Origin of the sequence: Neochlamydia sp. AcF65 (assembly GCF_018342435.1) — a bacterium.
Classification (GTDB): Bacteria; Chlamydiota; Chlamydiia; order Chlamydiales; family Parachlamydiaceae; genus Neochlamydia.
This window is the reverse complement of sequence record NZ_JAEMUE010000050.1, coordinates 18,642-32,899: the sequence shown is the minus strand read 5'-3', so window position 1 is coordinate 32,899 and position 14,258 is coordinate 18,642. Positions and strand designations below refer to the sequence as shown.

Genomic DNA, 14,258 nt, shown 5'->3' with positions numbered 1-14,258 from the left:
AAGCTTAACTTCTTAATCAATAGTAGAAATAGCTGTTTGCTTGCTATTTATACCACTTTGGCAAATCCTAAAGAAAGTAGGCAGAGTGTGGATCTTCCCAGCCTGCTAAAGTAAGCACTAACGCCACTTTCATCTTTTTTTTCCTGGATTTTCTTTAAAATTGTTTCAATATTAGAAGTTGCTTTTATACCTAGTTCTTTGCATATCATGGGTTGGTGCCTTCTAAAATCTAGATAATCATTTAAAACGCCGTTTAATATTTCTAATACATCCTCAGGTTGATAATCTTTCTTTAATAGATTTGCAATAACCAGCTTGTTCCCTAGAACTTTAAGCTTATTAGGAATAACGATTGCTTTGTTGATGGCTCTTAAAATTGAATCGCAGTTTACCCCTTTTTGTAATCCCAAAGTAGTTTCAATACGTATTAAAGTAGCTTGCAACTCTTTATTTTTTTTCTTTAAATTATCGTTAATTTCAAAGATCTGTTTAATAGCTTCGGTTAGGGGCGTATCGGGATTTACTTTTAAGCCCCCCTCTATCATTAATTTTAATATTTTTGGCGGAAGAGTAGGGGCTTCTTGTGCCTGTTGAGTTAGCAAGGCCATTCGTTGGTTTAATCTTCTTCCAAGGTCCCTAAGATGCTCATTTTCTTTTGTAAGGGTTTGAAATCCATTCTCAGCGGCTTGCACTTGAGTGGTCAAACTCTGGTTCTCACTTGTAAGGCCTTTGTTCTTATCTTTAAGAACTTGGTTTTCAGATCTAAGATTAGCGTTGTCTTGTTTAAATACATGGTTAGCTTCCCTCAATTTAGCATTATCTTCTTTCAAAGAGCCATTTTCTTGCGAAAGATTTTCCTTGTCTGTCGTTAAAGCTTGGATAGCTTCTTCAAATTGCTCGTTTGCCTGTAAGGCTAGCTGCATGGCAGCTTGGGTTTTGCTGGCTTTATTTTTCCATTTTTGCGTTTCTTGCTTTAAGTCTTTATTTTCAGTCGTAAGAATTATATTATCGCTCTTTAACTTTACAATGGTTTCCATGAATAATTGATTTTGTTCGCACAGCGTTTTCAAGTGCTGCTCATGGCTTTCATTTTTAATTAAAATAACTCTAGCAAGGTTATCAACTTTTTCATTAAAATTTTTGGTTTGGTTTTCTAGAGTTAGTATTTTCCTTACTAAGGCATTAAAATCAGTTTCTAATAGCTCTTTTGAATCTAAATTAATCATACAAGCTCCTTCATTTAATTAAAGATAGGTAAAAAGCTTTATAAAGAAAAGCTTACCCTTAATCAATATTTTATTTATTCATTTATTTCAAGCAAAATTTCCTAAAAGTTTAAGCTTTATCCAGATACAAATTATTTTTATTTTCAGAATTAAATTTTTATTAATTAGATTTATGTTTTTAATAATTATGAAATAAATTAATGTTTTATTTACCAATTTATTGATAGTTAATTAATTTTTGTTTAAATAAATAAAGTCTGCTATTTAAAGAAAGTCCACTTTTATTTAGATGCTTTTTGAATTGAAGGCAGTCTTTCAAAGCATGCTAGGGTGCAGAAAGCTACTGAAAAGGGCGTTGTTGCGTAAATGATAAGAAGTGTAGGCGCTAAGTTTGCTCCTTAATGCTTAAGAGCTATAAAATTTAGTTTGCTAAACTAAAAATATAAGCAAGCGATGAAAAAAAAAAGCTTCATTACCGCATAAGTAATAGGTTCGCTTCTAACGCAGCTTGAGTGCAAAGAAGAAGCATAACTTTATGGTTTTCAGATGAGGGCATTAAAGGATGGAGGAAATATAAAAGCTTAAGAGAAGAGACACCCAAGAATTTATTCCGCTGATGCTATCCTATGCTTGTTGATGATTAAAGCCGTTTATCATTTGCTCGACGAGCTCTTCTAAGAATTTTTCTTGTCTTTGATTGCTGTGCTGGCCTTCAAGACTGCCTGTCCTTGTTATACATGCATCTGCAGGAGCACTAAAAAGCTTGGATAGAAAAATCAAGCCTTAAAGCGTCCAACAGATTTAGCCTTTGATTCCTTGGGGTAAAGGCCTATGAAGAAGGAGAGTGGAAATTGCGTCAGCAGGGCAAAGCAAAGTCGAGGACTTGGAGAAAGATTCACTTAAGCATTTGCTAAGGATCGCATGAGATTATTCCGAGCGAGTTAACGAAGAGCAATAAAGCAGATTTTGATGGACAACCAGATGATTCTTAAGCTGCCAAAGAGCTTAAAAACCGCTTATAGAGATAACGCTTATGATAGCCAAGCTTCCTATCAATCAACTTATGTTAAGGTATAAATTCTTTAATGCCTTTAAGAAGCAAAGGAAGGTTTAAGCCAAGAAACGGACAAGCCTTGGATGAAGAAGAGAAATGAGGCTTTAAAAGTCATTCAGGACTTTGGAGGGGACAAGGAGGTCAGGCAGCTTCGAAATAAACTAGCATAGGAGATCGCTTGCCGAATTGACGATGTACCGCTTTAAAAGAAGTTTTAGAGGAAATTTACCCTCTAGGAAGCTATCTTATCAGCGGGAAGAATTATATGCTAAATCTTTGGGGGCAAATAAGATGGCAAAGATTGGAATGCACAAAGAGCGCTGGATGCTAGCTTAGTCGTAATATAAGGCTGGGCTTTAAAGGCACGAGCTATTAGATCATTTATGCCACAAGGTGGGTAGAGGGAGCTTGGAAAAAAATTAATTTCTTTTTTGTTTATGCAGATGTAGTTTCTTTAAAAGGTATTATCGCAAAAACTTTATAAGTTAAACTTTAAGCTTTAGCTCAATTTAGGCTAGAGATTGTATAGCAATGAAGGTAATTGTTTTTTCCGATAAAATTTTATGCATAGCCCTTTTTCTTCGTAGAAAAATTTCCATCCATAGAGGAGGGCTTAGCTTTTCTGCTGATTGCCAAATCTCCAACAATTCCTTTTCAGACATTTCTAGATTACTATTACTTAATATATAAGAGTCATTAGATTTCCAATCGACTTGCTGAATTTGGAATTGTGAATGTGGATCAGCGCCTAGCGGGGGATTTTCACAAATGACTTTAAAAGGTGTTTTGTGATGGGGTCGAGCCCATAGATAGCTATGGCCACAAATTAAATATTGTACCTTATTTTGCTGGGTATCGATAACTAAATAATTAAATTTGAGGCTTTTATCTAAACCATCTTCGATGACGAGTTGGTTAAGGAGATCAGCTAATTCTTTAAGATCAGTTACTCTTCTGTAAAGAGCTTTTAGCATGCCTCGAAAGATAGAGCAAGCCACCATACCATCGGAGTAATTTAAGGAAGATTCAGCAAAAGCAATGCCGTACAAGCCTGGATTTATTTCGAGAAAATCGTAATACACTCCTGCAATAGCATGGGTGTTAGAGGCTGTAACTTTGACGTGCACGCCGTTCCATTGGGGGGCCTTGTCATGACTTAGAACTGCTTGAGTGCGGCGTAAGCTTTCTGATAGTTCGCTCAAGTAATCTTTAACAATTTTATCTTTCTCAAAGCTCTCAGAATTTAGATAACCAGATACAGCAGCAATAAAATCTACAATATCTTGGTATCGGTCCCTAACTTCTGGTTGCAAAGCTTTCACAAGAATTTTTTGCATGCCTTTGGGCATTAAAGAAAGATAAATATGCCCCTGGCTGAGCTTACCTAGCATAAGTTCATAAGCAATGATACCCAATGAATATATATCGGAAGGAAAAGAGACTGAGTCGGGATGCTGCTGCTGTTCAGGGCTCATATAGATAGGTGTACCTATCATTCTTGGTTGTTTAGAGAGATCAGAAGAAGATTCTTTAAGAAGTTGGGCGATGCCAAAGTCTATCACTTTGATGACATCAGATTCAGTCACTAGGATATTTTCAGGCTTTAAATCTCGGTGAATAACCCCATGGGTATGAAGATGACAAAGTGCATAGGAAATATCTATAATAATTTCTAACGCTCTTCTAAGAGATATAGGGGTTTGCAAGATGTATTGGCGCAATGAAATACCTTGAATGAATTCCATGGCGATGTAAAGCCCTCCAGCCCATTTACCTTGCCCATACAGTTTGACAATGTTAGGATGGTCTGCCAAGGCTATAATCTCGGCTTCTTTTAGAAAACGTTCAACAATTTCGGGATTAGAAACAAATTTAGGAGAAAGAACTTTGATGGTTGTAGGCTCATTGGTTTCAGGATGCGTGCCTAAATAAAGGATGCTCATTCCTCCTTTTTCTAAAAGTGCTTCAATCTTGTAAGGACCGATTTTTTTAGGAAGAGGGAGGGAGAGAAAACTTTCCTTATCCGAGGATGCGGTAGGTAGGGTAGAGCGTTGATGAGATTCAGAAGCAGTCATAAGATAGAATCAAGCCTACATTTTTATTTTCTCAATAATTATGAGAGCTATACAGGCAAAATAAATTTTCTCCTTTGCAGTGCAGGGTGATTTAGCTAATATCTAGAATTCTTACGCCTAAGGCTTCACCTAGCTTAATTAATTCACCTTTGGCAATACGTCTTCCATTGACGACCAGATCGACACCGTTTTCAGGATGGACATCTAGCTCCAATAAATTGCCTGGCTGCAGTTCAAGCATTTTTTTTACAGACATTTGCAGACGGCCTACTTCGATGATAACAGATAAAGGAATCTCATCAATTTTGACCGACGTTTCTGTGGGTATCACAGCCGAAGATTCTTCTTCTGAAGAGGTAAGATCTTCTTCTATTTCTCTATCTTTAAGTTTCTCGTCGAGGGCCAAATTCGATGTTTCTTCAGACTCATGCTCAGACTCTGCTTCCATTTCTGACTCAAAATCGGATTCCATATCAGATTCCATTTCAGAATCGAATTCTAATTCTGACTCAAAATCTAAAGATGAATCATCCTGTTCTTCGGAGGGAATTTTACTCATAAAGGTCTCTTCCTCTTGATAATACAATGGGTGGTCCAAGATTTTAATATTTCCGTCTTTAATTTTTCCAATGAAAAAAGGGAGGCCGTTGACAGTAAGGGTAATGCGTCCACCTTTATCATCATAAGGTTTTACTGTGCAAGAATCCAGAAGAATAAAATCCCCTTTTCTAACGGTTTTCCATTCTGATGGATGGATAGAGGTTCTTCCTGCTTCTATATGCACTGGAATTGTCAGTTGTTCGGCCAACGATGCATGCAAAGGAAGTTCTAGAGAACGTTCGGCATATTTTTCTTTCCAAGAACGGCGGAAGGTAGGCGAGACAATCATACGTCCTATTAAAGTCTTTCCACGCAGTTGAATTTTGATGTCTGCGCAAAGGGAGTCTTCTACCGGTATACTACTTTCTTGTAAAATTTGTGGAGAAAGAGATTGATCGAAAGGAAGCTTATTGATTAAGTGTATCACTTCATAGGCGGCAAAGCAATAAAAGCCTTGCAGGAATTCATCTTCGAGTACATCATGCTCATGACCATCCTCGTTAAGGAGAAGAGATATCAAACGATAGATATCTTCTGCTGCCATTATCCATGTCAATTGACCTTCTAGAGAGGGAATCGAGCAAGAGAGGGGGATGACTGGACCCATCCCCACGCATAGCTCGTCTTTTGTACGCCATTGGAAAGGAGTGGGCTCTATTTTAAAATCCGGGATCTGAAAGATCTCTTCTAGCCCTTTAGATAAATCTTCCCATGGAAAAGGAGGGGATGATCCAATGAGCGGGATTTCATCTAGTTGCAAAAGAGCGGTAGGAATTTGTTTAAGCCAATCGTATGGCATCGAAGCTTTAGGGGAAGTCACGCGCACGCCTTCATAAAATGTTATATACCTCTTTATAATGACATAAAAGGAGTCGAGATTGTCAATGCAAAAGTACAATTTAAAAAATTTTAAGCTCTCTTAGCAAAATACCTAGTAAGTATTAGACTTTTTTAAAACTGTAAGCCTTATAAGATAGCGCTTTTTAAAAGATTGACATTTTCATGTTTATCACTATTTTTAACTTAATTCCAGTTTTTTTTTATCAAGGATAGAGGCGTCTATTTTAACCCATTCTTCATCAGATAAGCCTTTAGAAAAAAAAGGTTTTGTTTAGTCGGGTAGGAACTCTGGCCCAAGCGATTTATCATCTTTTTAGCTTTCTTAAGAATTGGTAGTCCTTAACTTTCTTCATCTTCTTTTTGCTTTCTATTGTCTTGTCGTTTTTGCTGCTCCTCTTGCTGGCCATCACGTGGTGGTTGCTGAGGTGCTGCAGGATTAAATGGAGGAGTTTCAATTTGAGTAGTAGCTACTACCATATGGACAGTATACCCTTTTTCATTTAAGGATGAAAGCAAGGATTGTTGATTTTGTTGCATATCCATGAATGATTTGGCACCCTGGCTTAGATTTTCAAAGCGAATATTGAATTCTCCTTTGGCACTTTCATAGGAGGTGAGCACCAGATTGGCACCTGCAAACATAGGGGGATGCTTTAAAGTAACTATGGTATCCGTCTTACCTTGGCTATCTATGGTAGTGATAGCTTTCACAATAGCATCTATTAGCTGTTGCGTGGTCAGTTTTTGAGAAGGCATATTTGCCTCTAGATTTTGATTATGAGACTGAGAGCTAGAGCTTACATGCAAGGCTAGAGGGTTGACATAAGATAAATCCCCTGCCTCTTGGGAAAAGCGTATAGGCTTTTTATCTTCATTAGCTTCTAACTTATCTTTATGAGATTCTTCCCACATTCCTTCCCCTGTTTTAGCTCGGGAAGCTTTTTCCTTTAATGCTAAGTTTTTATAGAGCCCATTAGGAGATTCCATAGGGAGCTCTTCTGAGGAGACCATTTTAGCTACTTCAGAAGTTTCGCTCTCACTTTTCTTTTTAACTACTTCTTTAGAAAGATCAAACAGGGAGGGTTGTTTTGGACTAGGCATTTCTTCGGTAAGAGAAAGAACTTCTGCTTCAAAAGAGGGGTCTACAGTTTTTGCTTTTTTAGAATCTTCTTCTTCCTCTTTTTGACGACGTTCTTTTTCGCCAAGAACCTTTTGGAAATCGCGGGAGGAAGAGCCTGAAGGCCTAGAGCTTGAGGCGCGATTAATAGTGACATTATCTTTATTCTGATCGCCTGTAATTTTAAAGTTATACATATTAGCTAACTCCTTTTCTGTCTTTTTCACTGCCCATCAGACAGAAATTAATTTTTATCATTTTGAAGCTTTTGCGGATTGCATTCTGCCCAAGAACATCGTGCTTCCTAACTCATCTTGCTCGCGTGCTTCTATAATTTCTAATTCTTTAGCTCTTTCTTTTGTCCAGTCTTCTTGATGAGTTTTGAGCTTATCCACTTCTAAACGCTTTCGATCCAATTCTTGTTTAGCTTCTTCTACTTTATTTTGAGCCATTTTAACTTGATCTTTTTGATCCTTAACTTTTTTTTCTTCTATCTGTAGTTTTTCTGCCACTACTTTTAGATAAATTTTCATTTGCTGGACTTTGGGGCTGGTTGTAAGGTGGCTACTTTCAACACGTAATTGCTGCAATTTGTCTTGTTGATGGGCCAAAACCTTGTTTCTTACAGCTTCTACATTTTTTAACTTTTCTTCTTCCTTTGCTAATAACTCTTTTTTCTCTTTTAAAATTTTTTCAGCATCTTCTACACGTCGCCGTTTGATATCTAAAACCTGTTTCAAAGGATATATTATATTATTCATGAGAGCTCATAGTTCTTATCATTTGAAAAGATTTTTTAGCAATTGATAGGTCTCTTCAAAAGAGCATTTTTCTTCCACGCCTTGCTTTAAAAACCTATTAACTTTATCAATATAATCGATGGCAAAGTCACCTGCTTTATCGGCTCCTCGTTTATATTCACCAATTTTAATTAAAAGCTCATTTTTTTTATAGTTAGCTAATACTTCTTTTAATTTACCCACCAATTGTAAATGATCTTTAGGAACAATCGACATGATAACCCGGCTGGCAGAAGAAAGTACATCGATAGCAGGATAGTGATATTGACGCGCCAGATCGGCAGATAAAATTAAGTGACCATCTAAAATAGAGCGCACCTCATCGGCTACGGGTTCATTCATATCATCACCTGCTACCAAAATAGTATAGAAGGCGGTAATAGAGCCTTTATCTGAGTTGCCAGCACGTTCTAACAGCTTAGGCAGTGTGGAAAAAACAGAGGGAGTGTAACCTGCACGGGCAGGTGGTTCTCCAGCAGCTAAACCAACCTCACGCAAGGCACGCGCAAAGCGAGTCACAGAGTCCATCATTAAAATTACCGATTTACCTTGATCTCTAAAGTATTCGGCGATAGCTGTTCCTACATAGGCAGCATTGAGCCTTAGCTGCGAGGCTTGATCAGAAGTGGATACGACCAACACAGAACGCGCTAAACCTTCGGGTCCCAAATCTTTTTCGATAAAATCGCGTAGTTCACGTCCCCTCTCGCCAATAAGGCTGATTACGTTTACATCCGCACGTGCATTACGAGCAATCATGCCTAGTAAGGTTGATTTACCTCCACCAGCAGCTGCAAAAATTCCTACCCTTTGTCCTAAGCCGGTAGTCAGAACTCCGTCTATCGCCCGCACTCCAACAGATAAAGGGGATTCGATCCTTTTTCTTTTGACAGGATCGGGAGGAGCTTGAAGGACTGGATAAATCTCATCTACTTCTAAAGGCCCTTTGGTTTCTACATCTAGAGGTTCTCCTAACCCGTTCAATACGCGTCCTAAGAGATTAGGGCCTACCTTAATATGAAGAGGCATATGAGTGGGGATAACTTCTGAAGAAGGGCCTATCCCTTTCATTTCTCCTAGCGGAGAAAGAAGAACTTCTTCACGGGTGAAACCTACGACTTCTGTGCGTAATGGTTCACCTTCACGTTTGACAAGGCAAACTTCTCCAATTTTCACATTAGGAACAATAGCTTTGATTAGCATTCCCACTATTTCTGTGATGCGTCCATTGACGGTAGTCAACTCTAGCTCATCAATACTTCCTAAGAGTTTATCAAATTTATCATCCAAGCTCATTATTAATAGTGCTCCTTAATCTTCTCAATATGCTTAAAGTGATGGCAATAGTAGGCTTTTATTAATGATTCAAATCAACTTGCAAGCATTTTCTCGAAACTAGACTTGGACGTTCATAATTGTTTTGGTAGATTCTAGGGCTTTATTTAATACGCTACTAAAAAATTCTAGCTCTTGTTGGATAAAACCTACTTTAATTTGTACGGCTAGCATGGCTGCAGCATTTATATTATTTTTATTTAAATGCATGTATTGAACTTCTTTAGTAATCGATTTCAGTTGGGCTTGCCCATCGGTAAGAAAGCCTAAAAAGCGGTCAATCGGATTGGGAGAGATGGCTTGAGGAGCAGGGGGAACATTTTCTACTCCGGCAGCAGAAAGAGCTATCCGCAAGTTATCATTAATATGGGTAAGCTTGTTCTTTAAAAGATTACGGTAAGCTGGCTTAATAGCTTGTCCAGGGAGAGCTAGCTGGTCTTGAATTTGAGACATGCGTGACATGACATCTTGAGCTTGGGCTACAATATCTACTGGCTGTACTTTTTTAACTTGATCAACTTTTTTATTAAGCTCGGCCACTTGCTCCATTAAGGTAGGCTTACTATTGATCGACTCAATTTTTTCAACAGTCGTGGCTTCTTTTTGTTGCTTTTGCTGTTGCTCTTGCTGAAGCATCAAAGATTCAAAGTGATCCTTATCAACCAGTCCTTCTGCTTCTGCGTTTGCACTAAGCTTCGAACTGCCTATCTTTTTTATTTCGTCTATTTTATCTATTGTCATAATATTTAACTTCCTATCTTAATTTCATTAGGTTAACTAATTATTAAGATTGTTAAGCTACTCTACTTTTATTTTTTTACTTCACCTTTTTCATGATTGAAAAAGTGTGATTTTAAGTCATTTAAATCTTTTTGTGCCCATTGCAGCGAAAGGAATCCCAAGTTTTTAACTGTAGGGTCATTGCTTTTATCCATAGCTTCTTGAATAAGCTTTTCCCCTTTTTTACGTTTAGGCTTTGTTAATAGGAAGCTTATGCCCAAAAAAGTCTGTGCTAAATAATTTTCAGGTTCTTTTTGAACCACTTCTTCAAAAATTTTTGTAGCTTGCTTAACTTCCAATTTATTAAGAGCGATGTAGCCTAAGCCAATTTGAGGGGCTGTGCTGTCAGGATTGAGGGTTTGGGCAGCTTGGAAGATACGTGAAGCACTGATCTCATCAAGCTGTTTCACTGCTATAAAGCCTGCTTCAATGAAGAGAGAAAAATCTTCTTTGAAATCCTCAATCGTTTCTTTCGTCATGTTCCTGCTATCCTTTTTTTCCATCGTTCAATGATACCTGCAGATACTTAACTTTTAGACTTAGCCTGGATCAAAGGTAATCTTGCCTTTGCTCTTTATGAACATGCCTGTTTCTATCAGACTTTGATCCAGTCTTTTTTTTAAGCTTATGATTTAATATTACGTGCCATTGATGAAATCGCCGTATTAGAGGCACTGACAATATCAGTAGTCATTTCTGATAACTGAGAAAGGTGATTCATCAGCATTTGCATTTCAAACATATCTCCAATACTAATAGAACTTCTATTATTTTGAATTTGCAGTAGTTTAGCTTTAGCGCTAGATACAGCATTGTTAATGATACCAATAAGCGATTGTACCTCAAATCCCGATTGGCGATTAGCTCCGCTATAGCTAGTAGGAGCTGAAGGAAATGATTGGTTACTATTTGAAGACATATTTTATCCTCCTGTTAATTTAGGAGTATAAGCGTGCCAGAGATTCATACTGGAAATTTCATTTCCTGAAGATGAGCATTCATCTTCTTTCTGAATCACTTCTCACTTCATACATGTTGTTAAGCGTTCAGCTGGGCCTCAATTTGATAGAGAATCAATCCTCTATCTCTGCTTTTAGAAATTGCCGCCCAGCAGAGCGCTTAATTTAGTTTACTTAGGCGAGAGGCGGGACATAATTTTTAATAAAGAGGTGTACCCATGTAAAAGTACTCCCAATTTGTCAAATTCGTCTTTATTTTCACCTTTTCTTAATAAACTTCTAATATCCTGTATTCTTTCTTCGACTTTTTTCTTATAATCTTGATGGCTATTAAAAGCTTTTAATTCTTTTTCTAGCTCAAAAGTAAACTCTTCGCCTTTTTTCTTTTTCTGCTTTTCAAGACCAAACATTTATTACCTCATTCACGCACTACTAGCATTAATATAGGGATTTCAGCACCCTTAAGTTTATTATAATATGGAATAGGAAATAATTGCAAGAAAGAGAAGTATTACTTTTTTTTTCTCTCTTTAGCGATTATACTCAATACGATACTTAACTCCTTCTTTTTCTAAGAAGACAGCGTTAGGCTTAATACTTATTATCGTCATTCCATCCAAAACATCTCCTCGCGTAAGTATGCGACCATTGATTACCACATTGGTGTTCACATCCCCTTGGTGGGAAACGCCTGTAATTTCATATCTATCGGTTATATTGATCATCGATTGCTCAGGTGCTAACTCAGCCACAAAATTTTTAATCGAGCGTACACCTGGAATTTCTTTAATCTTAATGAGGGTCTGATTGTAATCATTCATTTTTCCAGCAGGAAGATGGCCTGAAAGAATAACCTCTCCTTCATTCATTTGAGAGGATATATCTTTAAAACCTTGGTTTTGTAAAAGCGCACTTATCGCAGAAACGGCATCTTCTTCAACGATCACGCGTTTTTCTAATAGATCGAGGTAGGGAAAATTAGAGGCAATATAATCCCACAGCTGCTCGGCCTGCTTTCTAGATTTTAGGTAGCCAGAGATGACAAAATGACCAGGGGTAGGCGAATGAATGGAAATACCTTTCCAATTAGAGTTTTGGGAAAGTATTTGGTTAATTTCTCTCCAAACCCCTTCATCAATAATCACCCCACTGTCATCAATGCTACGTAGATAAGGGAAGCCTTGTAGGTTGTATAAAAGTTGTGTTTTATCTGATCCTGATAAAACGTGCCCCACAAGAAGTAGGCGCCCTGTATTACGATTAAAAGAGTATTTAACATGTGGAAAAGCTGATAATGCTTCTGTAAGGTCACGTTCGGGATTAATAACTTGTTGGGAGACCACAGGTTTACTCTTAAATAAAGTTGCGGTACCAATTCCAATGATAACAAATAAGCCTGTAATGATAGCGATTAAAATAAAAGCTCCTAAAGCTTCATGGGGGTATACCTTGTTAGGAGGTGGAGCGATTACAGGAGGTGCTGCCGTGGGAACTTCTTCGACAGGTGCTTCACCTTCAGCCGCAGGGGCAGGGGCGGGAGTTAATTCTTGAGGCTCTTCTTTTAGAGTTTTAACTATGGAAGGAAGCAAAGGAGCAATAATTGTTTGCATTTCACCTTCCCGGTCGTAAACCACAAAAGAGGAGGTGCCCATAAGAATTAAAGTATTGGTAGGAATAGATTCTCTACCTGTTAAAGGCTTTCCATCTACAAACGTTCCATTGCGACTTCCTAAGTCTTCTAAACTTATCGTATCTTCTTCCGTTACAGTAATCTTAGCATGTTGACGTGAAACACTAGTATCATGGAAAACTATGTCACAACTATTAGGATCAGTTCCAATGAGGTAAGTACAAGAAGGCTGGAGAGTAAACTCGGCCCCATGATTAGGCCCTCCTACCACTTTAATCAGCCAACGGCCTGTTTCAGCTAAATCGAAGTGAATTTCAGGATAATTAGCCGTTTCTAGCGACTCTTCAAAAATAGAAATATCTTCATCATTCTGCTGGTCCTCAGATGGACTTGCTTCTTGGGATAACTGTGAGAAATGAGAATCATTCATCCTCTGGTTTTCATCTTCCTTGGGATCTGTAGATATTTCTAAATCACCTTGCCTTTCTGCCCAAGAACCATTCATTGTTTCTTGCTCTCTTTCTTGTTCCGGTGAGCTTTCTAAAAACTCATCGTCACTCTCCAATTCTTGTGGGGAAATACCCTTATCCTCAGCAAGAGGTAACGGGGTTTTATCTTTTCCCTCAGGCGATTGATCTTTAGAGGGCTTATCTTCCTCTGTGAATTTTTTTTCCTCTTCAGAAGCTGCCTCTCTATTTTCCTCTAAAGGAGTGAAAAAGCCTTCTTCATTAAAGGTAGTAGAAGCAAAAGATGCATTGTCCTTATCTGACTGCTCATCTTCTTTACCTAGCGGCTGTGCTTGATCTAGGGCAGAGGATGGAAAATTTTCTCCTGCTTCTTTGGCTTCACTGAGAGAAGGATGAGATGCAAAAAGCTGAGAAGAGTGCTCGTCATCTAATGTAGGCAAAGTTTGTTCATCCTCTACACTTTCAGGAAGGTTTCCTTGCACGGAATCATTTAATTCTTCCTGCCCATTAAGAAGATTCTTTTTTTCTTCATCGAGCCATTGAGTCTCATCTTCTGCATAAAAACGATAAAGCCCTTCTCCTATTTGAACCCTATCTCCATGGTGCAGTAGCCAGGACTCTTGGATAGGCTGTTCGTTAACATACACCGGGTGGGCAAGGCTTAAAGCTTCAATTACAATACCCTCGGGAGTTTGGCGACAGAGTAGATGTTTACGTGAAGCAGAGGGATCTTCAATAAGCAGCTGGCAAGCGTCTGGATCACGGCCTATTACCCATTCGTTTCCTTCATCTAAGGAAAGTACAAGACCTTTTTGAACACCCTCTTCTGCAACTAATTTGGCGACCATATGTTAACCGTTGTTATATCTTATCTTCGTATTGAGAATTATTTTAAATGATGAAGCGCTTGTTCGCGCCAGAATAGAGCTACATTGTAGAAATCTTGAAGAAATTCATTAAAGCTCTTATAATCAAGATTATAATCGATCATACGCGATAGCGTCAATCGATTTCCATCCTCTGTTAGGCCTAATACACAATTCCTAGTGGTCTGTCCGAACAAGTTTGCATCCATTATTTCAGCCAAAAAGGCTTCAGGATTTTCTTTGGGGCAATCGCATAAAATGCATTGTAAAGAAAAGCCTTCAGCTAGCGTCCCTAGCTTGATAGAAACTTCTTCCTCAATAGGCAGACTAAAAATTCCTGGTGCTTCTTCTTGAAGTAAATCTTCATCAAGACCTAGATCTTTTGAAAGCTGGCTACAGAATTGTTTGAGATCGACCATATGGATCCCTACCTTTTTAAATCATCTCTGATATTTTATGTACCAAAAATAATGCCAAAAATAAAGATTAAAAATAAATGATGACCTTTA

Annotated in this window: 12 protein-coding genes; all 12 read right to left on the bottom strand. The window is 38.0% G+C overall.

The genetic code is table 11. The features are described from left to right. Positions 1–47 precede the first annotated feature (47 nt). The 12 genes from NEOC65_RS06470 to NEOC65_RS06415 all read right to left on the bottom strand — a co-directional run bounded on the left by NEOC65_RS06470 (position 48) and on the right by NEOC65_RS06415 (position 14,168). The gene (locus tag NEOC65_RS06470) at positions 48–1,226 is read right to left on the bottom strand and encodes an SH3 domain-containing protein (protein ID WP_166156795.1); all 1,179 of its coding nucleotides are present in this window, start codon (positions 1,224–1,226) and stop codon (positions 48–50) included. Positions 1,227–2,789: 1,563 nt separating this feature from the next. Continuing rightward, positions 2,790–4,355 carry a protein kinase domain-containing protein gene (locus tag NEOC65_RS06465; protein WP_213156084.1) on the bottom strand — a complete coding sequence of 522 codons (1,566 nt, stop codon included), beginning with the start codon at positions 4,353–4,355 and terminating at the stop codon, positions 2,790–2,792. Positions 4,356–4,446: 91 nt separating this feature from the next. Further along, on the bottom strand, positions 4,447–5,775 hold the full coding sequence (gene sctQ / locus NEOC65_RS09615; protein ID WP_166156789.1) for a type III secretion system cytoplasmic ring protein SctQ: 1,329 nt from the start codon (positions 5,773–5,775) through the stop codon (positions 4,447–4,449). 359 nt (positions 5,776–6,134) lie between these two features. Continuing rightward, positions 6,135–7,109, bottom strand: a complete 975-nt coding sequence (locus NEOC65_RS06455; RefSeq protein ID WP_213151849.1) for a hypothetical protein — start codon at positions 7,107–7,109, stop codon at positions 6,135–6,137. Between the two features lie 57 nt (positions 7,110–7,166). Beyond that, on the bottom strand, positions 7,167–7,673 hold the full coding sequence (locus NEOC65_RS06450) for a type III secretion T3S chaperone (RefSeq protein ID WP_166156783.1): 507 nt from the start codon (positions 7,671–7,673) through the stop codon (positions 7,167–7,169). A gap of 18 nt (positions 7,674–7,691) precedes the next feature. Beyond that, a complete protein-coding gene (fliI, locus tag NEOC65_RS06445; RefSeq protein WP_502710273.1) occupies positions 7,692–9,011 on the bottom strand; it encodes a flagellar protein export ATPase FliI in 1,320 nt (439 codons plus the stop codon). 96 nt (positions 9,012–9,107) lie between these two features. Beyond that, a complete protein-coding gene (locus NEOC65_RS06440; protein WP_166156777.1) occupies positions 9,108–9,788 on the bottom strand; it encodes a hypothetical protein in 681 nt (226 codons plus the stop codon). 68 nt (positions 9,789–9,856) lie between these two features. Then, positions 9,857–10,306 carry a CdsG family type III secretion system protein gene (locus NEOC65_RS06435; RefSeq protein ID WP_166156774.1) on the bottom strand — a complete coding sequence of 150 codons (450 nt, stop codon included), beginning with the start codon at positions 10,304–10,306 and terminating at the stop codon, positions 9,857–9,859. 146 nt (positions 10,307–10,452) lie between these two features. Next, entirely contained in the window at positions 10,453–10,746 is a 294-nt protein-coding gene (locus tag NEOC65_RS06430) for a DUF5407 family protein (protein ID WP_039386809.1), read from the bottom strand. 210 nt (positions 10,747–10,956) lie between these two features. Further along, on the bottom strand, positions 10,957–11,196 hold the full coding sequence (locus NEOC65_RS06425) for a DUF5398 family protein (protein WP_213151850.1): 240 nt from the start codon (positions 11,194–11,196) through the stop codon (positions 10,957–10,959). Positions 11,197–11,316: 120 nt separating this feature from the next. Next, positions 11,317–13,731 carry a type III secretion system inner membrane ring subunit SctD gene (gene sctD, locus NEOC65_RS06420; RefSeq protein WP_213151851.1) on the bottom strand — a complete coding sequence of 805 codons (2,415 nt, stop codon included), beginning with the start codon at positions 13,729–13,731 and terminating at the stop codon, positions 11,317–11,319. Positions 13,732–13,769: 38 nt separating this feature from the next. Further along, entirely contained in the window at positions 13,770–14,168 is a 399-nt protein-coding gene (locus NEOC65_RS06415) for a type III secretion system chaperone (RefSeq protein WP_166156763.1), read from the bottom strand. Positions 14,169–14,258 lie beyond the last annotated feature (90 nt).